The organism is Roseateles sp., from assembly GCF_047654805.1.
Classification (GTDB): Bacteria; Pseudomonadota; Gammaproteobacteria; order Burkholderiales; family Burkholderiaceae_C; genus Pelomonas.
Genome location: NZ_JASGIV010000001.1, coordinates 257,275 through 279,196, shown reverse-complemented (window position 1 = coordinate 279,196; position 21,922 = coordinate 257,275). Strand labels below are relative to the sequence as shown.

Annotated in this window: 27 protein-coding genes; 8 read left to right on the top strand and 19 right to left on the bottom strand. The window is 67.5% G+C overall.

Annotated features, from left to right (window positions below; all coding sequences use genetic code 11):
- Position 1: 1 nt before the first annotated feature.
- Together QM732_RS01290 and petA are read right to left on the bottom strand one after the other, a co-directional pair.
- A complete protein-coding gene (locus tag QM732_RS01290) occupies positions 2-1,408 on the bottom strand; it encodes a cytochrome b (RefSeq protein ID WP_415654410.1) in 1,407 nt (468 codons plus the stop codon).
- A gap of 21 nt (positions 1,409-1,429) precedes the next feature.
- Positions 1,430-2,026, bottom strand: coding sequence for a ubiquinol-cytochrome c reductase iron-sulfur subunit (petA, locus tag QM732_RS01285; protein ID WP_415654409.1), 597 nt, complete (start codon positions 2,024-2,026; stop codon positions 1,430-1,432).
- A gap of 175 nt (positions 2,027-2,201) precedes the next feature.
- On the opposite strand from petA, the gene mscL reads away from it, so the two are divergent.
- Positions 2,202-2,624 (top strand): large conductance mechanosensitive channel protein MscL, encoded by a 423-nt coding sequence (gene mscL, locus QM732_RS01280; protein WP_415654408.1) that lies wholly within the window; start codon positions 2,202-2,204, stop codon positions 2,622-2,624.
- A 131-nt stretch (positions 2,625-2,755) separates the two neighbouring features.
- Positions 2,756-5,164, top strand: a complete 2,409-nt coding sequence (locus tag QM732_RS01275; protein ID WP_415654407.1) for a DUF1631 family protein — start codon at positions 2,756-2,758, stop codon at positions 5,162-5,164.
- A 3-nt stretch (positions 5,165-5,167) separates the two neighbouring features.
- Here the strand turns inward: QM732_RS01275 and QM732_RS01270 are convergent, their stop codons facing one another.
- Together QM732_RS01270 and pdxA are read right to left on the bottom strand one after the other, a co-directional pair.
- The gene (locus QM732_RS01270) at positions 5,168-5,845 is read right to left on the bottom strand and encodes a hypothetical protein (RefSeq protein WP_415654406.1); all 678 of its coding nucleotides are present in this window, start codon (positions 5,843-5,845) and stop codon (positions 5,168-5,170) included.
- Entirely contained in the window at positions 5,842-6,888 is a 1,047-nt protein-coding gene (pdxA, locus tag QM732_RS01265; protein ID WP_415654405.1) for a 4-hydroxythreonine-4-phosphate dehydrogenase PdxA, read from the bottom strand. The genes QM732_RS01270 and pdxA overlap by 4 nt, the downstream gene beginning before the upstream one ends.
- A gap of 71 nt (positions 6,889-6,959) precedes the next feature.
- On the opposite strand from pdxA, the gene QM732_RS01260 reads away from it, so the two are divergent.
- Both QM732_RS01260 and QM732_RS01255 read left to right on the top strand, forming a co-directional pair.
- Positions 6,960-8,759 (top strand): DUF885 domain-containing protein, encoded by a 1,800-nt coding sequence (locus QM732_RS01260; RefSeq protein ID WP_415654404.1) that lies wholly within the window; start codon positions 6,960-6,962, stop codon positions 8,757-8,759.
- Positions 8,756-9,667: a M14 family metallocarboxypeptidase gene (locus QM732_RS01255; RefSeq protein WP_415654403.1), complete on the top strand. Its 912-nt coding sequence runs from the start codon at positions 8,756-8,758 to the stop codon at positions 9,665-9,667. The genes QM732_RS01260 and QM732_RS01255 overlap by 4 nt, the downstream gene beginning before the upstream one ends.
- 1 nt (position 9,668) lies before the next feature.
- Here QM732_RS01255 and QM732_RS01250 read toward each other — a convergent pair whose 3' ends face one another.
- Positions 9,669-10,238: a hypothetical protein gene (locus QM732_RS01250; protein WP_415654402.1), complete on the bottom strand. Its 570-nt coding sequence runs from the start codon at positions 10,236-10,238 to the stop codon at positions 9,669-9,671.
- A 222-nt stretch (positions 10,239-10,460) separates the two neighbouring features.
- Positions 10,461-11,207, bottom strand: coding sequence for a Nif3-like dinuclear metal center hexameric protein (locus tag QM732_RS01245; RefSeq protein WP_415654401.1), 747 nt, complete (start codon positions 11,205-11,207; stop codon positions 10,461-10,463).
- Between the two features lie 20 nt (positions 11,208-11,227).
- On the opposite strand from QM732_RS01245, the gene QM732_RS01240 reads away from it, so the two are divergent.
- Entirely contained in the window at positions 11,228-12,403 is a 1,176-nt protein-coding gene (locus QM732_RS01240) for a S1C family serine protease (RefSeq protein WP_415654400.1), read from the top strand.
- On the opposite strand, the gene tatC is transcribed toward QM732_RS01240, so the two are convergent.
- The 13 genes from tatC to argB all read right to left on the bottom strand — a co-directional run bounded on the left by tatC (position 12,391) and on the right by argB (position 19,700).
- Complete coding sequence (gene tatC, locus QM732_RS01235) at positions 12,391-13,191, bottom strand: twin-arginine translocase subunit TatC (RefSeq protein WP_415654399.1); 801 nt, start codon at positions 13,189-13,191, stop codon at positions 12,391-12,393. The two genes, QM732_RS01240 and tatC, sit on opposite strands and share 13 nt — an antisense overlap.
- A 3-nt stretch (positions 13,192-13,194) precedes the next feature.
- A complete protein-coding gene (gene tatB / locus QM732_RS01230; RefSeq protein ID WP_415654398.1) occupies positions 13,195-13,671 on the bottom strand; it encodes a Sec-independent protein translocase protein TatB in 477 nt (158 codons plus the stop codon).
- 9 nt (positions 13,672-13,680) lie between these two features.
- On the bottom strand, positions 13,681-13,914 hold the full coding sequence (gene tatA / locus QM732_RS01225; RefSeq protein ID WP_415654397.1) for a Sec-independent protein translocase subunit TatA: 234 nt from the start codon (positions 13,912-13,914) through the stop codon (positions 13,681-13,683).
- Between the two features lie 49 nt (positions 13,915-13,963).
- Complete coding sequence (locus tag QM732_RS01220; RefSeq protein WP_415654396.1) at positions 13,964-14,311, bottom strand: histidine triad nucleotide-binding protein; 348 nt, start codon at positions 14,309-14,311, stop codon at positions 13,964-13,966.
- Positions 14,312-14,324: 13 nt separating this feature from the next.
- Positions 14,325-14,684, bottom strand: coding sequence for a DUF4870 family protein (locus tag QM732_RS01215; RefSeq protein WP_415654395.1), 360 nt, complete (start codon positions 14,682-14,684; stop codon positions 14,325-14,327).
- Positions 14,685-14,703: 19 nt separating this feature from the next.
- On the bottom strand, positions 14,704-15,027 hold the full coding sequence (locus QM732_RS01210) for a phosphoribosyl-ATP diphosphatase (RefSeq protein ID WP_415654394.1): 324 nt from the start codon (positions 15,025-15,027) through the stop codon (positions 14,704-14,706).
- Positions 15,020-15,412 carry a phosphoribosyl-AMP cyclohydrolase gene (gene hisI / locus QM732_RS01205; protein ID WP_415654393.1) on the bottom strand — a complete coding sequence of 131 codons (393 nt, stop codon included), beginning with the start codon at positions 15,410-15,412 and terminating at the stop codon, positions 15,020-15,022. The genes QM732_RS01210 and hisI overlap by 8 nt, the downstream gene beginning before the upstream one ends.
- 4 nt (positions 15,413-15,416) lie before the next feature.
- On the bottom strand, positions 15,417-15,842 hold the full coding sequence (locus QM732_RS01200; RefSeq protein WP_415654392.1) for an NUDIX domain-containing protein: 426 nt from the start codon (positions 15,840-15,842) through the stop codon (positions 15,417-15,419).
- On the bottom strand, positions 15,839-16,705 hold the full coding sequence (locus QM732_RS01195) for an ATP-binding protein (RefSeq protein WP_415654391.1): 867 nt from the start codon (positions 16,703-16,705) through the stop codon (positions 15,839-15,841). Before QM732_RS01195 ends, QM732_RS01200 begins: the two co-directional genes overlap by 4 nt.
- Before the next feature lie 13 nt (positions 16,706-16,718).
- The gene (gene slmA, locus QM732_RS01190; RefSeq protein ID WP_415654390.1) at positions 16,719-17,348 is read right to left on the bottom strand and encodes a nucleoid occlusion factor SlmA; all 630 of its coding nucleotides are present in this window, start codon (positions 17,346-17,348) and stop codon (positions 16,719-16,721) included.
- 11 nt (positions 17,349-17,359) lie between these two features.
- Positions 17,360-18,046 carry a response regulator gene (locus tag QM732_RS01185; protein ID WP_293504982.1) on the bottom strand — a complete coding sequence of 229 codons (687 nt, stop codon included), beginning with the start codon at positions 18,044-18,046 and terminating at the stop codon, positions 17,360-17,362.
- A 74-nt stretch (positions 18,047-18,120) separates the two neighbouring features.
- Positions 18,121-18,798, bottom strand: a complete 678-nt coding sequence (locus QM732_RS01180; protein ID WP_415654389.1) for a pyrimidine 5'-nucleotidase — start codon at positions 18,796-18,798, stop codon at positions 18,121-18,123.
- Positions 18,795-19,700, bottom strand: coding sequence for an acetylglutamate kinase (argB, locus tag QM732_RS01175; protein WP_415654388.1), 906 nt, complete (start codon positions 19,698-19,700; stop codon positions 18,795-18,797). Before argB ends, QM732_RS01180 begins: the two co-directional genes overlap by 4 nt.
- Before the next feature lie 62 nt (positions 19,701-19,762).
- On the opposite strand from argB, the gene QM732_RS01170 reads away from it, so the two are divergent.
- The 3 genes from QM732_RS01170 (at position 19,763) to QM732_RS01160 (ending at position 21,922) form a co-directional block, all read left to right on the top strand.
- Positions 19,763-20,656: a cation diffusion facilitator family transporter gene (locus QM732_RS01170; RefSeq protein ID WP_415654387.1), complete on the top strand. Its 894-nt coding sequence runs from the start codon at positions 19,763-19,765 to the stop codon at positions 20,654-20,656.
- A complete protein-coding gene (gene dtd, locus QM732_RS01165) occupies positions 20,653-21,093 on the top strand; it encodes a D-aminoacyl-tRNA deacylase (RefSeq protein ID WP_415654386.1) in 441 nt (146 codons plus the stop codon). The genes QM732_RS01170 and dtd overlap by 4 nt, the downstream gene beginning before the upstream one ends.
- Before the next feature lie 115 nt (positions 21,094-21,208).
- Positions 21,209-21,922: a PEP-CTERM sorting domain-containing protein gene (locus tag QM732_RS01160; RefSeq protein ID WP_415654385.1), complete on the top strand. Its 714-nt coding sequence runs from the start codon at positions 21,209-21,211 to the stop codon at positions 21,920-21,922.

Genomic DNA, 21,922 nt, shown 5'->3' with positions numbered 1-21,922 from the left:
CTCAGTGGGCGTGGAAGGTCACACGGTCGGGCACGGCCTTGGGCGTACCCAGACGGCTCCACCACGGCATCAGCAGGAAGAAGCCGAAGTAGAACAGCGTGCCGGCCTGGGCAACCAGGGTGCCCATGTCGCTCGGCGGCTGGATACCCAGATAGCCGAGCACCAGGAAGAACACGACGAACACCGCATACACGTACTTGTGCCAGTCGGGGCGGTAGCGGATGGACTTCACCGGGCTGTGGTCCAGCCACGGCAGGAAGAACAGGATCACGACGGCGCCACCCATGACCACCACGCCCCAGAACTTCGCGTCGAAGACCTTGAGCAGGAAGATCAGCACGGCTGCCGCCACCAGCAAGGCGATCTTGGCGGAGCCGCCAAACTTGCCCTTCAGGAAGCTCACGATGGCCGCCACGGCAACGACGCCGCACAGCACATTGACCATCACGTCAGTCGTGGCGCGCAACATCGAGTAGAACGGCGTGAAGTACCAGACCGGGGCGATGTGGGCCGGCGTCTTCAGAGGATCGGCCGGGATGAAGTTGTTGTACTCCAAGAAGTAGCCGCCCAGTTCCGGCGCGAAGAAGACGATGGCGGTGAATGCCATCAGGAACAGGCAGACCCCGTAGATGTCGTGCACCGTGTAGAACGGATGGAAGGGCACGCCGTCCAGCGGGCGGCCGGCGGCATCCTTGGGGCCCTTCTTGATCTCGACGCCGTCGGGGTTGTTGGAACCCACGTCGTGCAGCGCCAGCAGGTGAGCCACCACGAGACCCAGCAGCACCAGCGGCACGGCGATGACGTGGAAACTGAAGAAGCGGTTCAGCGTGGCATCGCCGACGACGTAGTCGCCGCGGATCATCAGCGCCAGGTCCGGGCCGACGAAGGGCACGGCCGCGAACAGGTTCACGATCACCTGGGCGCCCCAGTAGGACATCTGGCCCCACGGCAGCAGGTAGCCCATGAAGGCCTCGGCCATCAGACAAAGGAAGATCGCACAGCCGAAGATCCAGACCAGCTCGCGCGGCTTGCGGTAGCTGCCGTAGATCAGGCCGCGGAACATGTGCAGATAGACGACCACGAAGAAGGCCGAGGCGCCCGTGCTGTGCATGTAGCGGATCAGCCAGCCCCAGGGCACGTCGCGCATGATGTACTCGACCGACGCGAAGGCAAGGCCTGCGTCCGGCTTGTAGTGCATCACGAGGAAGATGCCGGTGACGATCTGGATCACCAGTACCAGCAGGGCCAGCGAACCGAAGATGTACCACCAGTTGAAGTTCTTCGGCGCGTAGTACTCCGACATGTGGACCTTGTAGGCGTCGAACGCGGTCGGGAACCGGTTCTCCAGCCAGGTCATGGTCTTCACGCCCACCGAGGCGCCTGCGGGAGCTTCCTTGAATTCAGCCATGTGTCGTCCCGTTTGTTCTCGTTAGGCCTTCTTGTCCTCGCCGATCAGCAGCTTGGCGTCGGAGAGGTACATGTGGGGCGGCACCTCGAGGTTGTCGGGTGCGGGCTTGTTCTTGAAGACCCGGCCGGCCATGTCGAAGGTCGAGCCGTGGCAGGGGCACAGGAAGCCGCCATTCCAGTCGTCCGGCAGCGAGGGTTGCGCGCCGGCGACGAACTTGTCGCTGGGCGAGCAGCCCAGGTGCGAGCAGATGCCCACGGCGACGAAGTACTCGGGCTTGATCGAGCGCCACTCGTTCTTCGCGTAGTCGGGCGTGGGATAGGCCTTGCGATCAGAGTTGGGGTCGGCCAGCTGGCTGTCGTTCTTCTTCAGCGCCTCGACTTGTTCGGCCGTGCGGCGGACGATCCAGACGGGCTTGCCGCGCCATTCGACGGTCAGCTTCTCGCCCGGCTTGATGCCGGAGATGTCCACTTCGACCGGTGCGCCGGCAGCCTTGGCGCGCTCGCTGGGCGCGAAGGTGCTGACGAAGGGCACGGCGGTCGCAACGCCACCAACGGCGCCGGCACAGCTGGTCGCGATCAACCAGGTGCGCTTGCCTTGGTCCACTTGCTGGTCACTCATGAGGGTCCTCTAAAGAGACTTCTGATCAGGGGCAGCCCGGGATTCTAACGGACGCTTACCCGGCGCCCGGCCTGCGGCGGCGGCGCCAACCACAGGTTTACCCGCCTTCTGGCCCTTTGGACTTGGCTCCAACATGGCAAGATCCATCTCCCGGTTTCATCCAGCAGGAGCGCGCATGAGTTTCTTTTCCGAGTTCAAGGAGTTCGCCGTCAAAGGCAATGTCGTCGACCTCGCGGTCGGCGTGATCATCGGCGGCGCCTTTGGCAAGATCGTCGACTCCCTGGTCGGGGACGTCATCATGCCGGTGGTCAGCAAGATCTTTGGCGGACTGGATTTCAGCAACTACTTCATCCCGCTGGCGGGCCAGACGGCCGCAACGCTGGCCGACGCCAAGAAGCAAGGCGCCGTGCTGGCCTATGGCAGCTTCATCACGGTTTCCCTGAACTTCATCATTCTGGCCTTCGTCATCTTCCTGATGATCAAGCAGATCAATCGGCTGAAGCGCGAGCCTGAAGCCGCGCCGGCGCCGGCCGAGCCGCCGGCGACGCCGGAAGACATCCAGTTGCTCCGTGAAATCCGCGATTCGCTGAAGCGCTAAGCTCTCACCCCGCTCCGCGCCCGGTAAGCAATGGTTACCGGGCTTTTTTTTGCCACCAATTTGGCACCCCGCGGAAAACCCCAGCTTGTTGCAAGCGCGATACTTTCGAAGCCTCCCGTGCCATTTTCTTGATGAACGCGCCCGAGATACGCCTGAACCCGCACCTTGAAGCCTCGCTGACCCGCATCCGCCTTGCGGGCGAGCAGGCGGCCGAGCGCTGCGCGGAAGGCCTTGGGCTGTCGGCCCTGTCCGCGGGCCAGATCAAGCGCCGGGATGCACTGCTGGCGGCCCAGTTCGTGTTCCGCCAGCAACAGGCCGTGTTCTCGCAGCGTTTCGTGCAGAGCCTGCGCCGTCAGGTCGCCGCCGAGCAGGCGGAGACGCGGCCGGCGGCGGCCCCCGCGGCCAAGAAGGACTGGGGCGAGCTCTCGCTCATGGACGACGACCAGGTCAACAACCTGGTGGCCGCAGACCGCATCGGCCTGGCCATCGGCCATCATTGCGAATGGGAACTGCGCGAGGTCGAATCCTATGTTTCCAGCATCCAGATCGGCGAACGCAACCCGCTGCGCCCCGAGCTGGTTGCACAAGGCCTGCTGGACGCCGTCCAGAGCATCACCGATGACCCCCAGACGCGCCAGACGCTGACCGACGAGCTGACCCGCGCGCTGGCGCAGGAGATGCGGGCCTGCTATGCCGACATCGCCGAGTTGCTGCGCTCGCGCGGGCTGCGCCCCCAGGATCTGCGCGTACGCGCAACACCCAATGGCGGGTCGCGCCACGGCGGCCTGGGCGGAGGCTCCCAGTCCAGCGAGCTGGACTCCAGCCATGGCGACATGTCCACTCGCGGCGGCGGCTATGGAGGCTCCGGCCATGGTGGGCTGGGCCGCGGCAGCCGCAGCGGCTTTGGCAGCGGTGGTGGTGGCGGCGGCGGGAGCGGCCGCACCAGTGGCTTCGGTGGCCGCGGTTCGGGTGGCATCGGCCGCGTCGACCCGCAGATGATGGACCTGCTGCGCAGGCTCGCCCACACACCGGGTGGCGGCGATGGCTACGACAGCGGCAACTCCGGGCGCATGGGCCTGGACACGCTCAGCGGCGAGCCCAGTGCCTGGGGCCAGCTGCCGCTGCCGGCCAACCTCATTCACCAGCACCGTGACGAACTCCGCCAGCTCGCGACAGGGCGGCTGGATCACATGGTCATCGACGTCGTCGCCGGCCTGTTCGACCAGATCCTGTCCGACCCCAAGGTGCCACCGCAGATGGCGCGCCTGCTGGCCCGGCTGCAACTGCCCGTGCTGCGCGTGGCGCTGGGCGACGAGACCTTCTTCTCCTCGCGCCGCCATCCAGTGCGCCAGTTCGTCAACCGCATTGCCTCGCTGGCCTGCGCCTTCGACGACTTCAGCGACGACCCGGGCCGCTCCTTCCTGGCCCACATCCGCGATCTGGTGCAGGACGTCGCGCAGGGCGACTTCGACCACATGGACGTCTATACGGCCAAGCTGGACGACCTCGAAGCCTTCATCGCCGAGCAGACGCGCAACACGCTGAAGGCGGCGGGCGACGCCGCCGCGGTCGTCGAGCGCCGCGAGACCGACCTGCGGCTGCAGCAACGCTATGCGCTGCAGCTGCAGCAGCAGCTGGCCAAGGTGCCGATGCAGGAATTCCTGCGCAGCTTCCTGGCCCAGGTATGGAGCCAGGCCATCGTGCTGGCGTCACGTGAAGGCGCCCCTGAGCGGGCGCTGCGCCTGCGCCAGCTCGGCCGCAGCCTCGTCATGAGCGTTCAGCCCAAGGGCGGCACCGCGGCGCGCTCGGACTTCTTGCGCGAGCTGCCCAACCTGATGCGCACCCTCAACGAGGGCATGGACCTGATCCGCTGGCCGGACGTGCCGCGCAAGGACTTCTTCGGCGCCCTGCTGCCCGCCCACGCCGAATCGCTGAAGGGCCAGGCACCAAGCGCCCTGGACACCAACCTGCTCATCAAGCAGCTCGACCAGATCTTCGGCGTCGCGCCACCGGTGGAGGCGGACCTTGCCAAGCCCGTGGCCGGCGAGACCGCGCCCGGCGAGCTGGACGCCAGCCAACGCCTGACGCCGGCCGAGGCCAAGAGCCTGGGCCTGGTGGAGGAATCCGGCGTCGACTGGAACGGCGCGCTGGATCTCGACCTGTCGGGCAACGACGCAGCCGCTGCGGCCGAACCGCTGCAGGCCGTGGACATCTCCATCGATGGCCTGCCCGCCGCCGAGAGCCCTGCCGAGCCCGCCAGCGGCGCGCTGCTCATGGACAACCTGCAGCTCGGCTTCGCGTACCAGATGCACACCGGAGAGCAGTGGCAGAAGATGCGCCTGGCCCATGTCAGCGCCGGCCGCAGCTTCTTCATCTTCACGCATGGCAACCGCCATCAGGAGACGGTGACGATGACCGCGCGCATGTTGAAGAAGCTCTGCGAAGCCGGCCGCCTGCGCGCCTACGAGCATGGCCATCTGCTGGAGCGCGCCACGGCGCGCGCCCGAGCGCAGCTGGCAGCACTCGGCGGGACCCGCTGAGCCCTACCAGCGAAAAGGCGCGTTGCCGCTGCCGCGGTAGCGGAACTCCACCGGCGCATCGTCCGCCGTGCTCAGCTGGAAGGACTGCCTGAACGACGCCGCGATGGACTCGCCGTCGTACTGCGGCGGCCGGAACTCCCACAGCGCCAGCGTGGCCGCGGCCCAGCGCAGCACCGAGGGCGGCATGCCGGGCAGCGCCTTGACCTTCACCTCGCCGCAACGACCGGCCGTGTCGACCAGGCACTCGGCCTCAACGGCACCGCCCCAGCCCGCCGACTGCCCAACGTCCAGGGGATAGCCCGCGTAGTCCCGCCGGATCACCAGCGGCCGGACATCCATGCCGATGATCCTGACCTTCCCTTCCTGATCGCCCCGCATCACCTCAAGGGTGATGTAGAGCCCGGTGCGCAATGCGGCTGGCCGCCCTGATGGACTGCGGGGCGGCGGCACCTTCAGGCCAGCGACACGCTGCCTCAGCCCGGCCCAGAACGACGCCGGATGTTCCGCCTCCTCGTGCGCACGCAGCTCCGCGACGCGCCCCTCGGTGTCGAACAGCGCGTCGAACGCGACCACCACTTCGTGGCGATCGCCACCGGATACCAGTTCGGCGCGGCCGGCGGCAAAGCTGTTGCCGGCGCCGGCCATGAGGGCCAGCACGCTGGCCTGGATGAGCCTCTTCATGCGATCTCCCGCCCTGTGCCCTCTGGACGCACGGGTGCCAGCCTCCGCGCCATCGCCAGCGCCGCCGCCAGGCTGGACGGATCGGCAACACCACGGCCGGCGATGTCGAAGGCCGTGCCATGGTCGGGACTGGTGCGCACGAAGGGCAGGCCCAGCGTCACGTTGACGCCGTGCTCCACGCCAAGGTACTTTACCGGGATCAGCCCGTGGTCGTGGGTCATCGCGACGACGACATCGAACTCGCCGCGGCGGGCGCGCATGAAGACGGTGTCCGGTGCGAACGGGCCGCTCGCGTCCAGTCCCAGCGCCTGCGCATCGGCAATGGCCGGAGCGATGTGCAGAATCTCCTCGTCGCCGAACAGCCCGCCCTCGCCCGCGTGCGGGTTCAGGCCGGCGACGGCAATGCGCGGCGCGCCCAGACCCATGCGCCTGAGCGCGGTGTCCGTGATGCGCAGCGTCTCCAGCACGTTCTCCCGCGTGACGCGCGCAATCGCGTCGCGCAACGAGCAGTGGATGGTGACGAGCACCGTGCGCAGTTCCTCATTGGCCAGCATCATGCGTACCGGCACGCCGCCGGCCAGCGCCTGCAGCATCTCGGTGTGGCCCGGGTAGGGCGAGCCTGCGGCGTGCAGGGCCTCCTTGTGCAGGGGCGCCGTGACGAGGCCGCGCGCGCGACCTGCCTGGATCAGCCCGACGGCGGCCTCGATGCAGCGCACGGCCGCAGCACCGGCCCGGGCATCGACCTGTCCCAGCTGCGCCTCCATCAGATCGACCGGCAACGCCTCGGGCTGCCAGACCGGGAGGCAGCGTGCAGGCACCCGTGCCACTTCCTCCGGCCCCTGCAGCTCCGCCACCGCGAGCCCCCCACCGGCGATCGCGGCGGCCCGCCGCATGACATCCACGTCGCCGATCACGACGGCATCCCGCGGCGCATCACGCTGCCACAGCCTCGCGATGATCTCGGGACCGATGCCGCAGGCATCGCCCATGCTGACGGCGAGAGGGGGCGCGGGCCTTTCGCCTAGGGAGTTTTCCGGGGTCATGCCCCATTCTTCCATCACCCCCGCGGCGCGCTGGCAGACTGCCGCCCGGCCCTGTCCCATGGAGACTCCCCTTGCGCAAGACCCTCGTTGCCGCCCTGATCACCGGCCTGCACCTGTCGACTCCCGCCTTCGCCCAGCCTGCGGTGCCCAAACCCGCCGCGACTACGGCCGACACCGCCGCCAAGGCCCGCCAGGCCTTGCTGGCCCTGTTCGACGAAGCCTGGGAGGCCGAGGCCCGCGCCGCGCCCGAATGGGCCACGCTGCGGGGCGACCTGCGCTTCAACGACAGGCTCAGTGATCGCTCCGCCGCCGCCATCGCCGCACGCGACGCCTTCGCCCGAGACATGCTGACGCGCGCGCAGGGCCTCGACACCGCCCCCCTCAACGACACCGACCGCGTATCGCTGGCGCTCTTCGTCAGCCGCTACCAGCAAGACGTCGCGCTGCAGGGTTTCGCTGGCTGGCGCACGCTGACGCTGGGCACGCTGAGCGGGGTCCAGTCGATGCTGGCCAGCTTCGCACGCAACGTGCCGGTCAACAACGAGACCCAGGTCCGGCAGTGGCTGGCACGGCTGGCCGCCTATCCCGCACGCGTGGACCAGGAGATCGCCATCCTGCGCCAGGGCCTGGCCCTGGGCTGGGTCACATCCAAACCCGTGCTGGCGCGCGCCATCGCCCAGCTCGAGGGCCAGTTGCCGGAGGACGTCACCCGCTGCCCGGTCTACGAACCCTTCAACCGCATGGCGGTGGACGCCGGCGTCAAGGCCAGCTACCAGGCCCAGGGCCAGGCTGCGTTGCGCGAGCATTTCTACCCGGCCCAGCGCAAGCTGCTGGCCGTACTCAAGGACGAACTGGCACCCAAGGCGCCTGACAGCGGCTCGCTGTCCGGCTACCCCGGCGGCGACAAGGTCTACGAGGCCCTCATCCAGCGCCATGTGACGCTGGCGCTGGCGGCCGGCGACATCCACACCACGGGCCTGCGCGAGGCCGCGCGCCTGCGCACCGAAATGGAGAAGGTCAAGGCCGAAGCCGGCTTCGAGGGCGACCTCGCCGCATTCAAGAAATTCCTCTACAGCGACCCCAGGTTCTTCAACCAAACCGTCGACGAGCTGCTGGACGGCTACCGAGCCATCGCCAAGCGTATCGACCCCGAGCTGCCCAAGCTCTTCGCACAGCTGCCGCGTTCACCCTACGGCATCCGCGCCATGCCGGCCTACACCGGCGAGGGCGCGGCCGACAACTACAACGGCCCTTCGCTGGATGCAAGCACGGCCGGTTGGTTCAACGCCAATGCGATCGCCTTCAAGCGTCGGCCCAAGTGGGCCATGGAGACGCTGGTGGCCCACGAAACCGTCCCAGGCCACCATCTGCAGATCTCGCGCCAGGTGGAGCTGAGCGACCTGCCGAGCTTCCGGCGCCAGTCGCAGTATTCGGTCTTCAGCGAAGGTTGGGCGCTTTATGCCGAGACGCTGGGACCCCAGATCGGCCTGTTCCGCGACCCCTACACACGCTTCGGCCACCTGCAGGCGCAGATGTTCCGCGCTGCCCGCCTGGTCGTGGACACCGGCCTGCACGCGCTGGGCTGGAGCCGCGACAAGGCCATCGCCTACATGATCGAGCAGACCGGTCACGATCCCGTCTTCATGACGGCCGAGGTGGATCGCTACTACGCCCAGCCCGGGCAGGCGCTGAGCTACATGATGGGCGGGCTGAAGCTCAAGGAGCTGCGCGCACGGGCCGAAGGGCAGTTGGGGTCGAGGTTCGACCAGCGACGCTTCCACAACGCAGTCATCGACCAGGGCGCCATGCCGCTGCCACTGCTGGAGCAACGCATCAACGCCTGGATCGCCAGCGAGAAGGCCAGGCCATGAGCTATCCGATAGGCCGCCCTGGCCAGCCCTGGGGCGACGACGAGGTGCAGGCATGGCGAGCACAGCTCGTCAAGCGCCGCAGCTATGTCCGGGACGTGCTGGAGGTCATCGAGCCATTGCGGCGGGACTTCGACATCGCCGAGTACGGGGCACTGGACTATGACGGCGAGCGTTTTCCACTGCTGGCCGTCCGCAGTCGCGGCTGGCGAGAGGATCTTCCCGTCCTCGTCGTGACCGGCGGCGTGCACGGCTATGAAACCAGCGGCGTGCACGGTGCACTGCAGTTCGTCCGCGCCCATGGACAGGATCTGGCGGGGCGCGCCAACCTGCTGGTGGCGCCCTGCATCAGCCCCTGGGCCTACGAGCGCGTGCAGCGCTGGAACCGGAATGCACTCGATCCCAACCGTAACTTCCGAGAAGGCAGCCCCGCTGGCGAGTCCGCAGCCCTGGTGGGCTTGCTCGCGCCGCTGCGCGGTCGCGTGCTGATGCACGTCGACCTGCACGAGACGACCGACTCGGACGAATCAGAGTTCCGCCCCGCCCTCGCGGCGCGCGACGGCAAGGATTTCGTGCCCGGGACCATCCCCGACGGCTTCTACCTCGTCGACGACATCGACCACCCGCAGCCTGGGTTCCAGCGCGCCGTCATCGACGCAGTCGCTGCGATCACCCACATCGCCCCGCCCGATGCCAATGGGCAGATCAACGCGTCGGAGCTGCAGTCGCCTGGCGTCATCAACTTTCCGGTCAGCCGGTGGGGCCTTTGCGCCGCGATCACGGGTGCCCGCTTCGCGACGACCACCGAGGTCTACCCCGACAGCCCGCGCGCCACGCCCTCCCAGTGCAACGCCGCGCAAGTGGCGGCCGTCCGCGCGGCGGTCGACTACGCTCTGTCCGCTCCGGGCTGATTCACTCGCACACCTTCACGCCCTTGGCCCCCACGCCCTGCGAGGCCTGCAGCAGCGACAAGGCATCGACCAGGCGCCCCATGCGGCGGCGCACGTGTCCCTCAGGATCTCGCTCCAGCTTCACGCACAGGCTCGGGTCCAGCCCCATCGCGATGCGTTCTTCGAAGGTGGGCTTGGGCGAGTTGCTGCGCGGGTCGGTCGTAGCCGGGTTGGCCAAAGCGCCACGCAGGATCTCTGCGCTGGGCTTGAGGTCCAGCCCCCGCCCGCCAGACGCGGCCAGTCCGGGCGAGCCAGCCGCGACACCCACCGAGGCACCTGGGGACACCGCGTCGCCCGCAGCCACCATCTCGGCAACGCTGGGCAGCGCCGGCGGCAGGATCAACGTAAGAGCGACGGGCGCCACCGCTGGCGGCGCGGTTTCAGGACGGGCCACCCGCTCACGCGGCCGAAGCGCAGGCGGCACCACCCGCAGCTCCATGGCGTGGCGCATGTTGCCGGGGCTCGCCGGAAGCCGCCGTGCCTGCCAGGCCAGCAGCAGCAATGCCGCATGCCCCAGCAGCACGGCACCCATGGCCACCTGTCGACGTCGCAGCGACGCCAGCCTCCATGCGCCCTGCCGCCCCGCTGCCCACGCCGCCGTCACACGCCGGACCAGGGCATGGGTCCAGGGCCCCAAGAGGCGACGACGAGCGAAGAGGTCGCCTTGCAGGGGCGACAGCACGGGCAGGAGTTCATCGCCGCATGCTAGGCGGCGCCACGGGCCGTCGGGTTAGGCCAGCATTAGGCGAGGAGCTCAGGCCGGGTTGTCCACGTCGATGAACTGCCAGCTCAGGCCAAGATCCTGTGCCACATGCGCACCCACGCCCTGCACGCCATAGCGCTCTGTAGCGTGATGGCCAGCCGCGATGAAGGCGACGCCAGTTTCACGGGCGTAGTGGGCCTGCGGCTCGGAAATCTCGCCGGTGACGAAGACGTCGGCCCCGGCCGCGATGGCGGCCTCGAAATAGCCTTGCGCGCCGCCGCTGCACCAGGCCACGCGGCGCAGCGCGCGGCCGTCGCCCGGCACGGCCAGTACATTGCGGCCCAGCGCCTCCTGCAGTTGCACGGCCAGCAAGTCCAGCCCGATCGGCGCGATGGCCGCCGTGAAACCCAGGTCCTGGTCGCCGAAGCGCCCGTCAGCCGCCCAGCCCAGCCTCGCGCCCAGCTGGGCGTTGTTGCCGAGCAGGGGGTGGGCATCCAAAGGCAGGTGGTAGGCGAAGAGGCTGATGTCGTGCTGGATCAGCCGGGCAAGGCGCTGCTTCATCCAGCCAGTCACACGCCCGTCCTGGCCACGCCAGAACAGGCCATGGTGGACCAGGATGGCGTCGGCCTTGGCCGCGATGGCGGCATCGATAAGCGCCAGGCTGGCAGTGACCCCGCAGACCAAATGGCGGACGTCTTCGCGCCCCTCCACCTGCAGGCCGTTCGGCCCATAATCCTTGAAGCGCGCTGGCTCCAGCAACTGGTTCAGGCTGCGTTCCAGCGCGGCGCGATCGGTCATGGCTTGAGAAGGATGTTGGGGTGTTGAAACGGCTCTGGCTGATTTTCGCGCAGGCGGTCACGGTGACCCTAGCCATCGTGTTCGTCGTCGCGACGCTCAAGCCGCAGTGGCTGCAGCAGGCCCGCTGGCGCGAAGCACCGAATGCGGTCACGGCCCAGACCGCCCACCAGATCGCCCTGCCCCCCTCCCCGCCCGCCTCAGTGGTACGCGCCGGCTTCGCCTACGCCGCGCACATCGCGGCTCCGGCCGTCGTCAGCATCACGGCCAACAAGGCGCCGTCGCGCGTGGGCCGTGCCCACGAGCAGCTGTTCGGCTTCCCGTTCGGCCCGCGCCAGCCGCGCAACGCCCCGCAGCAAGGCCTGGGCTCGGGTGTCATCATCTCGGCCGATGGCGTGCTACTGACCAACAACCATGTCGTCGAAGGTGCATCCGACATCGAGGTGCGGCTCAGCGACGGCCGCCAGGTCGAGGCCAGGCTCGTCGGCACGGACGCCGAGACCGATCTCGCCGTGCTGAAGATCGAGTTGAGCGGCCTGCCCGCCATCCCCCTGGGCGACGCTGCCAATCTGCAGGTGGGCGACGCCGTGTTGGCCATAGGCAACCCTTTCAACGTGGGCCAGACGGTCACGTCGGGCATCGTCTCGGCGCTGGGCCGCAGCCAGCTGGGCATCAACACCTTCGAGAACTTCATCCAGACCGATGCAGCCATCAACCCCGGCAATTCCGGCGGCGCCCTGGTGGATGCCGACGGACGGCTTGTGGGTATCAACACGGCCATCTTCTCGCGCAACGGCGGCTCGCTGGGCATCGGCTTCGCCATTCCCGTGGACGTGGCGCGCCAGGTGGCCACCGCGCTGCTGAAGGACGGCGTCGTCGCGCGCGGCTACATCGGCGTGCAGACACGCGAGCTGACGCCCGAGCTGGCCGAGATGCTGAAGCTTGGCGAGGCCAAGGGCGTGCTCATCGGCAACGTCGTCGAGGCGGCGCCCGCAGCCAACGCCGGCATCAAACCGGGTGACTTGCTGACACGCATCGGCTCGCACGCCATCACCACCCCGGCCGAGCTGCTGACCAGCGTTGCGGCGCTCAAGCCCAGGAGCACGGTCGAGGTCGGCGTGCAGCGCGGCGGCAAGGCCATGGCCTTCCAGCTCGCCGTGGCGCAGCGACCACCGCTGCGGCGCGATCAGGACGACTGATCGGTGGGCTGATCGGCTTCTTCGGGCGCCTTGGTGTGGCGCACGAAGTAGCCGGCCGCGAACAGGCCCAGCTCGTAGAGCAGGCACATGGGAATGGCTAGCGCCAACTGGGAGACGATGTCCGGTGGTGTGATGACGGCCGCGACGATGAAGGCGACGACGATGAAGTAGCCGCGCCATTCACGCAGCTTGTCCACCGAAACGACGCCGATGCGCGCCAGCACGACGACGATGACCGGCACCTCGAAGGCGGCACCGAAAGCGATGAACATATTCATCACGAAGCCCAGATAGGCTTCGATGTCCGGCGCCGCCGTGATGCTCTTGGGCGCGAAGCTCTGGATGAACTTGAAGACCTGGCCGAAGACGAAGAAATAGCAGAAGGCCACGCCGGCGAAGAACAGCAGCGTGCTGGACACGACCAGCGGCAGCACCAGGCGCTTCTCATGCGAGTACAGGCCCGGCGCGACGAAGGCCCAGGCCTGGTAGAGCACGACGGGCAGCGCCAGCATGAAGCCGGCCAGCATGGTGATCTTCAGCGGCACGAAGAAGGGCGCGATGACGTTGGTCGCGATCATCGTGGTGCCGGTCGGCAGGTGAGCCACCAGCGGAGCCGCCAGCAGGTCGTAAAGCGCGCCCGGGCCAGGGTACAGGGCCAGGGCGCCGAAGCAGACGGCCACGGCGATGATGGCGCGCAGCAGCCGGTCGCGCAGCTCCATCAGGTGGGCGACGAAGGGCTGTTCGGTGCCGGCCAGTTCGTCGTGGTCGGGTTTCTGGAAGGAGCTCATGGCTCAGTGTTTCGGTGGACGAAAGCGCGCCACACGGGCCGCCCCCGACTGGGTATGGCGGCGTACGCCGGCCTTCTGCTTGAACCACATCGGCGTGGCGCCGCGCTTGAGCCGCCAGTTCTTCTTCGGGTGCCGGTACTCGGGCAGTGGCGCAGCGATCGAGGTGCCGGACTCGTAGGACGAAGCGTCTGAGCTGGCGTCTTGCCAGGTCTGGTTCAGCGCCTGTGTGGCTGAGTCCACTTCCTGGCGCACGCTCTGCTCGACGTCGCGAGCCGCGGTCTCGAACTGGGACTTCATCTTCTGAAGCTCCTCCAGCTCGATGGAGCGGTTCACCTCGGCCTTCACGTCGGCCACGTAGCGCTGCGCCTTGCCCAGCAGCGTGCCCACGGTGCGGGCGACACGGGGCAGCTTCTCGGGGCCAATGACGATCAAGGCCACCGCGCCGATCAGCGCGAGCTTGTCGAAGCCGAAATCAAGCACTCGTCAGGCTCAGGACTTGGTCTTGGCGTCCACATCGACCGTGTTGGGGTCGTTGGCCTTGCTGGCCCCGACCTGCTGCGGCGGCGTGGCTGGCGCATCGGCCGAGCCGTCCTTCATGCCGTCCTTGAAACCCTTCACCGCGGCGCCCAGGTCGGAACCGACGTTGCGCAGCTTCTTGGTGCCAAAGATGGCGATGACGACGACGAGGACGATCAGCCAGTGCCAGATGCTGAATGAACCCATGATGTTGACTCCTTGTGGACTGGCTCAAATTCTAGGTGAGGGGCGGCCGTCAGCCTTTCAACCACGGACGCGGCCCGCCCATCACATGCAGATGCAGGTGATACACCTCCTGCCCGCCGTCCGGCCCGGTGTTGATGACGTGGCGGAAACCGTTGGTCACGCCCAGCTCCTTCATCAGCCGCGGCCCCAGCGCCGTCATGCGGCCCAGCAGCGCCGCCTCTGCCTCGGTCACATCAGCCATGGAGGCGATATGGCGCTTGGGGATGATGAGGACATGGACGGGGGCCCAGGGCTGGATGTCGTGGAAGGCGAGGATGTCCTCGTCCTCATAGGCCTTCTTGCTCGGGATCTGGCCGGCGACGATCTTGCAGAAGATGCAGTTCGGGTCGTGGAACACGTTGGATTACCTTTCAGACCGGCATGGATTTGCCGTCGTTCCAGTTCAGGAAGCCGCGCACGAGGCGGTAGACCAGCCAGCACCAGTTCAACGCCAGCACGGCCAGGCCCACGCCAAAGACGGCCGTCGCCCAGCCCACGCAGGCCCAGACCAGCCCCCACCAGAAGCTGCGGATCTGCCAGCGGAAGTGGCTCTGGTAGAGGGTGCCTGCCGTATCGCCGTACTTGACGTGGTTGATGATGATGGCGATGAGCGCCGGCAGCCCGGTGAAGATGCCTACGGCGTAGAGCACGTAGACCGCCAGCGTCAGCTGGCGCAGGCTTTGCAATTGCTGGCCGTCGACCGGCTGTACCTCGAGACTTCCGTCCTGCATGGCGACTCCTCGTCTTGGATCAATCCTGCTTGCGCGAGGCGAACTCGGCCAGGCCGGACAGTCCTTCGCGACGGGCCAGCTCGGCCAGCACGTCCTCGGGCTTCAGGCCGAAGTGGGCCAGCGCGACCATGCTGTGGAACCACAGGTCCGCCACCTCGTAGACGACCTTGCGCGGGTCGCCGTCCTTGGCCGCCATGACGGTCTCGGTAGCTTCCTCGCCGACCTTCTTCAGGATCGCATCAAGGCCCTTGTCGAACAGCTTGGCGACGTAGCTGGTCGCGGGGTCGGCACCCTTGCGGGATTCGATGACCGCACCGACGCGGGAGAGGATTTCGTCACTCATAGATCTTCGCGGGGTCTTTCAGCACCGGCTCGATTGCGCTCCAGACGCCGTTCTCCAGCTTCTGGAAGAAGCAGCTGTGCCGGCCGGTGTGGCAGGCAATGCCAGGCTCGTGGCCGAGCTGGGTGATGGTCAGCAGCACGACGTCGTTGTCGCAATCCATGCGGATGGCGTGCACCTGCTGGAAATGGCCGCTCTCCTCGCCCTTGTGCCAGAGCTTGTTGCGCGAGCGGCTCCAGTAGACGGCTTGACCGCGCTCGGCCGTCAGCGACAGCGCCTCACGATTCATCCACGCAAACATCAGCACGTCGCCCGTACCCTGCTCCTGGGCGATGACAGGCACCAGGCCCTTGTCGTCCCATTTGACCTCGTCCAACCAGTTGCGCATGGTTTCAGTCTAGGTGAGTGGCGCCGACATGGCCGCGTTCCTGGGCAAACCAGTTCAGCACGGGCACCGTGCCAGGCAGCACAGGCCTGACCTGCACCGGCAGGCTGGCCCAAGCCATCTGCTGGCCTTCCAGCATCTGGAACTCGCCACTCCAGTCGAAGACCTTGCAGAAGTTCAGCCGCACCAGCGCATGGGGGTAGTCGAAGATCTCCGTCTTCCATGGCTGGGCCGCACCGATCTGGATGCCAAGCTCTTCCTGCAGCTCGCGCGCCAGCGCCTGCTCGACGGTCTCGCCCGCCTCGACCTTGCCACCAGGAAACTCCCAGTAGCCGGCGTAGACCTTGCCCTCGGGGCGCGAGGTGAGCAGGAACTGGCCATCCGCACGTACCAGCACGCCAACGGCCACCTCGGTGATCGGACGCTCGCTCATTCCACCCGCCCCGCCAGATCACGCGCGAACTGGAAGGCCACGCGACCGGAACGGGAGCCGCGCTCCAGCGCCCAGATCAGTGCCGGCTGACGCGCGGCCTCGATGGCGGCGTCGTCCAGCCCGAAATGGCGCAGCCACTGCGCCACGATGGCCAGGTACTCGTTCTGGCTGAAAGGGTAGAAGCTGATCCAAAGCCCGAAGCGCTCGGACAGCGAGATCTTCTCCTCCACCGCCTCGCCGGGGTGGATCTCGCCATGTTCACCATGGGTGCCGCCGAGGTTGTCGACCATCTTCTCGGGCAGCAGGTGGCGACGGTTGCTGGTGGCGTAGATCAGCACGTTGTCGCTGGCTGCAGCGACGGAACCGTCGAGGATGCTCTTCAGCGCCTTGTAGCTGGCCTCGCCTTCGTCGAAGCTCAAGTCGTCGCAGAAAACGACGAAGCGCTCAGGACGCGCAGCAACCTGCTCGATGAGGTCCGGCAGGTCCACGAGATCCGCCTTGTCGACCTCCACGAGGCGCAGGCCACGTCCCGAAAATTCGTTCAGTACGGCCTTGATCAGTGAGCTCTTGCCGGTGCCCTTTGCTCCCGTCAGCAACACATTGTTGGCCGGCCGGCCAGCCACGAATTGGACCGTGTTGCGCAGAAGCTTCTCCTTCTGCGGCTCGACTTCCTTCAAGTCTGACAAGGAGATACGGCTGACGGCACGTACTGGCTCCAGGCACAGCGAGCCATGGCGGCGTCGGGCACGGAAGGCGGTGGATGCGGCCCAATCGGGCGGCGCGGCAGGATGGGGCAGGACCGCTTCGAGTCGGCTCAGCACCTCCTCGGCACGGTTCAACAGGGATTCCAGTGCGGCAGACATGCCGCCAGTGTAGTTAGCCGATGCTCTTGAGCGACGCTTCCAGCTGCTCCGTCGGCAGCCTCCTGAACCCAGAGCGCGCATAGCGCTGCAGGCGTCCGATGATGAAGCTGGCCCAGACCGAGGCCTGCGCGTTGGCGTGCACGGTGGGCGTCAGAGAGCCTTGGGCCTCGGCCGCCGTGCGCAGAACCTGACGCAGCGAGGATTCGATGCGGTCGAAGAACTGATTCATGCGTGCGACCAACCGCTCGTTCTCGTAGACCAGGGCATCTCCCACCATGACGCGCGTCATGCCGGGGTTCTTCTCGCCAAACTGCAGGATGACGCTGGCGATGCGCGCCGCCTTGCCCGGCGGCGGCAGGGGGTTGGGGTTCTCGACGATCTGGTTGACCAGGCCAAAGACGCTGCTCTCGATGAAGTCGATCAGCGCTTCGAACATCTGCGCCTTGCTGGCAAAGTGGCGGTAGAGGGCGGCCTCACTGACATCAAGCTTGGCGGCAAGCGCCGCCGTCGTGATGCGGTCGGCGCCCGGCTGCTCCAGCATGCCCGCCAGCACCTGCAGGATCTGGGTGCGGCGCTCACCCGGCTTGGGGCGCTTCTTGGGGGCGGAACTGGGGCTGTCGGCGGCGGGCTGGTCGGCGTCCATGGCGGCGGATGCTAATCCCGCAGCCAGCCCAGGCGGCGCGCTTCGTAGATGGCTTCCACCTTCGAGCGGACATGCAGCTTGCGGTAGACCCGCTTGACGTAGGTCATGACCGTATGCGGCGAGACCTGCATGAACTGCGCGATCTCGTCAAAGGTGAAGCCCTTGGCCGCCAAATGCAGCACGCGCGATTCCTGCTCGGACAGCGCGACAACCTCCTCGTCGGCGAGCGTGGCGGCCATGGCCTCCGGCGAGGGGCCGGTCGCCCCCTGCGCGCCGGGCGCAAGCCGCACCAGCAGGCGGCGGGCGATGACGGGACTGATGGGGCTGCCGCCGGCACGCAGCGAACGCAGCTGGCCGGGCAGGTCCAGCGCCAGACTGTCCTTGAGCAGGTAGCCGGTGGCGCCAGCCTCGATGCTGGCGACGACATGCTGCTCGTCGCCGAACACTGAAATCACCATGACCTCGCACTGCGGCCTCGTCTGGGCCGCATGGCGGATCAGCTCAATGCCACTGCCGCCTGGCAGGTCCAGGTCCACCAGCAGCACGTCGGGCTGCAGCTGGTCGAACATGCGCCGCCCCTGGGGCAGATCAGGCGCGATGCCCAGCAACTCGATGTCGGGCACGCTGCCCAGCGCATGCGTGAAGGCCTCCCGGAAGCGGGCTTGGTCTTCGACGATCAGGACCGAGAACGGGGACATGGGCTCTGTGGGCTTTCCTAACGCGGGGTTCGCATTGTCGACCGAGGATAGCCGCTGCCCGCGCGCACCATCCTTCAGAACTGGGGGGAGCGTAGCAAAGCCGCCAGCGAACGCACGCGCCGGCTCACGTAGACAGGCCGCCGGTGCAGGCGGGCGGCACCCGCCCGGCGCAACCACCGCTGCATCCAGACGGTGGACAGGCCCAGGCCGCGGGCAGTCTTCTGGTGGATCAGCGTATCCTCGACGAGGATGCAGCGCTCGGGCCTGAGCTTGAGCCTCGCCAGCACCATGCGGAACATGCGCGCGTCCGGCTTTGGGCGGGACTGGCCGAAGCAGCTCATGTCCTCGATGCAGACCAGGCCATCGAAGACGCCCAGCAGCCCGATGGCCGCCAGCACCCGTTCGGCATAGGCCAGCGGCGCGTTCGTCATCAGGAATTTGCGCCCGGGCAGGCGGCGCAGGGCGGCCAGGTCATGGGCATGGCCGTGCAGATGCTCCTCCAGCCCCGGCAGGCGGTGCGTCTCATGCAGGAAATGCGCGGCCTTGACGCTGTGATGGCGCTGCAGGCCGGTCAGCGTCGCGCCGTAGCGCGTCCAGTAGCGGTGACGCAACGCGACGGCCTCGTCCGTGGAGAGCCCCAGGTGCGTCTCGATGTAGGCCGTCATCGACGCGTTCAGTTCGGTGAATGCGCGATGCGAGGCGTTGTGCAGGGTGTCGTCGAGGTCGAACAGCCAGACCCGGTCGTTTCTCATCGAGACGAAATCATCGTTCCGTAGGCCTGATCCGTCAGCACCTCCAGCAGCATCGCATGCGGCACACGGCCGTCGATGATGTGGACCGCGTTGACGCCGCTCTTGGCCGCATCGATGGCGCCGGCGATCTTGGGGATCATGCCGCCGCTAATGGTGCCATCTGCCACCAGCTCGTCAATGCGGCGCGGCGTCAGCTCTGTCAGCAGCTCGCCCTGCTTGTCCAGCACGCCGCGGATGTTTGTCAGCATCAAGAGCTTCTCGGCCTGCAGCACGGTGGCCAGCTTGGCTGCCACCACGTCGGCATTGATGTTGTAGCTCTCGTTGCTCTCGCCAAAGCCGATGGGGCTGACGACGGGGATGAACTGGTCATCCTGCAGCGCCTTCACGACGCTGGGGTCGATGGAGACGATGTCGCCGACCTGGCCGATGTCGTGCTCCTTGGCCGGATCGTCCTTGTCGATCATCTTGAGCTGCTTGGCGCGGATCATGCCGCCGTCGCGGCCCGTCAGGCCTACGGCCTTGCCGCCGGCGGCGTTGATCAGCCCGACGATGTCCTGCTGCACCTCGCCGGCAAGCACCCATTCAACGACGCCCATGGTCTCAGCGTCAGTCACGCGCATGCCCTGGATGAATTGGCCCTTCTTGCCCAGCTTGTTGAGCGCGTCCTCGATCTGCGGCCCACCACCGTGCACGACGACGGGGTTCAGGCCAACCAGCTTGAGCAGCACCACGTCCTCGGCAAAGTCTTGCTGCAGCTCAGGGTCGGTCATGGCATTGCCGCCGTACTTGATGACGATGGTCTTGCCGTGGAACTTGCGGATGTAGGGCAGCGCTTGCGAAAGGATCTCGGCCTTGTCGCGCGGGGCAATGTGGGAGACGTCGGTGGTGAGGGCGGTGGTCATGCTCGGGCTCCGATGGAATGCGACGCATTCTAGGAAGGGTGCGCGGGTCAAAATGCGGCGCCATGCAAGCCAGTGCCTATCTCAAGCTTTCCGTCGCGACCGCGGTCGTGACCATCGTCCTGAAGACGGCGGCCTGGTGGTGGACCGGCTCAGTCAGCCTGGCCGCAGACGCCCTCGAATCGCTGGTCAACCTGGCCGGCGCCGTGTTCGCGCTGGCGATGGTCACACTGGCGGCCCAGCCGCCGGATGCCGAGCATCCCTATGGCCACCACAAGGCCGAGTACTTCTCCAGCGGCTTCGAGGGCATCCTCATCATCGCGGCGGCGCTGGGCATCCTGTGGGGAGCCATCGACCGCTGGCGTCACCCGGAGCCACTGCACGCCGTGGGCCTGGGCGTAGCGCTGGCGGTCGTCAGCTCGGCGCTCAACGGCGCGCTGGCCTGGGCCATGCTTCGCAAGGCCCGCGAGGTGCGCTCCATCGCGCTGGAAGGCGACGCCCGCCACCTCTTCACCGATGTCTGGACATCGGTCGGCGTCGTCGTCGGCCTGCTGGGCGTCATGGCGACCGGCTGGCAATGGCTGGACCCTCTGCTGGCCGTGATGGTGGCGCTCAACATCCTGCGCGAGGGTGTGCACCTGATGCGCGAGTCCACGCGCGGCCTGATGGACGAGGCGCTGGACACCGAGTCCCAGGCTCGCGTCGAGGCCGTGCTGGACGGATTCCGCCACCCGCACACCATCCGCTTCGACCACGTCACCAGCCGCGTCGCCGGCCAGCGCCGCTTCGTCGACCTGCACATGCACATGCCTTCGAGCTGGACGCTTGGCCGCGCCGCCGCGCTGCGTGCCTCGGTCGAGCAGGCGTTGATGAGCGCCGTGCCCGGCCTGCGCGCCAGCATCCAACTGCTGCCCATGGATGTCGAGGCTCATTTCGACGATCCAAAGGACCTGCTGTGATCGCGCTGCTGCAACGAGTGGGGCAGGCACGCGTCGAGGTGGCCGACCAGGTCGTCGGCCGCATCGGCCACGGCTTGCTGATGTTGGTCTGCGCCGAGCCGACGGACAGCGAGGCCACGGCAGAAAAGCTCGTCGCCAAGGTGCTGAAGCTGCGTGTCTTCAGCGACGACGCTGGCAAGATGAACCGCAGCGTGCAGGAGGTTGGCGGCGGCCTGCTCATCGTCAGCCAGTTCACGCTCGCGGCGGACACCAGTGGCGGCAACCGGCCCAGCTTCTCGGGCGCCGCCCCGGCCGAACTCGGGCGACGGCTCTACGAGCACACGCTGGCGGTCGCGCGCAGCCTGCACCCGGTCGTAGCCAACGGCGAGTTCGGCGCCGACATGCAGGTCCACCTTGTCAACGACGGTCCGGTGACCATTCCGATGCGAATCGCCTAAACCGGACATTTACTGACCACCCGTTCCGTGGGATGGCCGGCAATGACCACGAAGGCTCCAATGCGCGCAGTCCGCGGGCGGCTGCGCGCCGCCCGACAAGCCAAGGAAGGAACCCATGAAGTCGCTCACAGCTGCCCTCGCAACCGTCTTGTTGACTGCCACGCCGCTCGCAGCTCAGGCCCAGTCAGGCAACCTGGCCGTTGATGCCCAGGCCAACATCTTCGGCTATGGCGTCGGCACGCCAGCCCCCGGTGGTGGCGGTGGTGGCGTGCTGGCGCCCGTCATTGCGCTGAACGCCGGCACCGGGCGCACCATCACCTTTGCGGCGAGCGGCATCGCGGGCTGGGGCGGCAGCTTGAACAACGGCCCCGACGGCGGCCTCTTCTCTGGCAGCACCCAGATCCCGGCGGTCGGCCCGATCTCCGGCTACAGCGGCCCGCTGTCGGGCTTCCTGGTGGGCGTGTTCATCGAGGCTGGCGACATCTCCGGCCTGGCCGCGCCGGGCGGACTGTCGTACGCCGGCACGGCGGACTACGCGCAGGCCTCCTATGCCCCCAACCTGCGCCAGGTGTTCTTCATCGGCGATGGCCTGACCGGCACTGGTGCAGGAGCCCCCCAGGTCTTCCATATCCCCGACGGCGCCGGCGCGCTGGTGCTGGGCATCGCCGACGCCTACGGCTTCAATGCCGCGGCCGGCTACTACTACGACAACGTCGGCTCGTTCGACGTCATGTACCAGGCCGTGCCCGAGCCCGCATCCTCGGCGCTGTTCGGCCTAGGCGCGGCAGCTCTGATAGCTGCCGCCGCCCGCCGTCGCCGCAAGGGCTGA

Excerpts from the sequence above, each read along its gene's own strand:
- QM732_RS01290 (WP_415654410.1), bottom strand. The coding sequence starts at position 1,408 with ATGGCTGAATTCAAGGAAGCTCCCGCAGGCGCCTCGGTGGGCGTGAAG.
- petA (WP_415654409.1), bottom strand. The coding sequence starts at position 2,026 with ATGAGTGACCAGCAAGTGGACCAAGGCAAGCGCACCTGGTTGATCGCG.
- mscL (WP_415654408.1), top strand. The coding sequence starts at position 2,202 with ATGAGTTTCTTTTCCGAGTTCAAGGAGTTCGCCGTCAAAGGCAATGTC.
- QM732_RS01275 (WP_415654407.1), top strand. The coding sequence starts at position 2,756 with ATGAACGCGCCCGAGATACGCCTGAACCCGCACCTTGAAGCCTCGCTG.
- QM732_RS01270 (WP_415654406.1), bottom strand. The coding sequence starts at position 5,845 with ATGAAGAGGCTCATCCAGGCCAGCGTGCTGGCCCTCATGGCCGGCGCC.
- pdxA (WP_415654405.1), bottom strand. The coding sequence starts at position 6,888 with ATGACCCCGGAAAACTCCCTAGGCGAAAGGCCCGCGCCCCCTCTCGCC.
- QM732_RS01255 (WP_415654403.1), top strand. The coding sequence starts at position 8,756 with ATGAGCTATCCGATAGGCCGCCCTGGCCAGCCCTGGGGCGACGACGAG.
- QM732_RS01250 (WP_415654402.1), bottom strand. The coding sequence starts at position 10,238 with ATGGGTGCCGTGCTGCTGGGGCATGCGGCATTGCTGCTGCTGGCCTGG.
- QM732_RS01245 (WP_415654401.1), bottom strand. The coding sequence starts at position 11,207 with ATGACCGATCGCGCCGCGCTGGAACGCAGCCTGAACCAGTTGCTGGAG.
- tatC (WP_415654399.1), bottom strand. The coding sequence starts at position 13,191 with ATGAGCTCCTTCCAGAAACCCGACCACGACGAACTGGCCGGCACCGAA.
- tatA (WP_415654397.1), bottom strand. The coding sequence starts at position 13,914 with ATGGGTTCATTCAGCATCTGGCACTGGCTGATCGTCCTCGTCGTCGTC.
- QM732_RS01215 (WP_415654395.1), bottom strand. The coding sequence starts at position 14,684 with ATGCAGGACGGAAGTCTCGAGGTACAGCCGGTCGACGGCCAGCAATTG.
- QM732_RS01210 (WP_415654394.1), bottom strand. The coding sequence starts at position 15,027 with ATGAGTGACGAAATCCTCTCCCGCGTCGGTGCGGTCATCGAATCCCGC.
- hisI (WP_415654393.1), bottom strand. The coding sequence starts at position 15,412 with ATGCGCAACTGGTTGGACGAGGTCAAATGGGACGACAAGGGCCTGGTG.
- QM732_RS01200 (WP_415654392.1), bottom strand. The coding sequence starts at position 15,842 with ATGAGCGAGCGTCCGATCACCGAGGTGGCCGTTGGCGTGCTGGTACGT.
- QM732_RS01195 (WP_415654391.1), bottom strand. The coding sequence starts at position 16,705 with ATGTCTGCCGCACTGGAATCCCTGTTGAACCGTGCCGAGGAGGTGCTG.
- slmA (WP_415654390.1), bottom strand. The coding sequence starts at position 17,348 with ATGGACGCCGACCAGCCCGCCGCCGACAGCCCCAGTTCCGCCCCCAAG.
- QM732_RS01185 (WP_293504982.1), bottom strand. The coding sequence starts at position 18,046 with ATGTCCCCGTTCTCGGTCCTGATCGTCGAAGACCAAGCCCGCTTCCGG.
- QM732_RS01180 (WP_415654389.1), bottom strand. The coding sequence starts at position 18,798 with ATGAGAAACGACCGGGTCTGGCTGTTCGACCTCGACGACACCCTGCAC.
- argB (WP_415654388.1), bottom strand. The coding sequence starts at position 19,700 with ATGACCACCGCCCTCACCACCGACGTCTCCCACATTGCCCCGCGCGAC.
- QM732_RS01170 (WP_415654387.1), top strand. The coding sequence starts at position 19,763 with ATGCAAGCCAGTGCCTATCTCAAGCTTTCCGTCGCGACCGCGGTCGTG.
- QM732_RS01160 (WP_415654385.1), top strand. The coding sequence starts at position 21,209 with ATGAAGTCGCTCACAGCTGCCCTCGCAACCGTCTTGTTGACTGCCACG.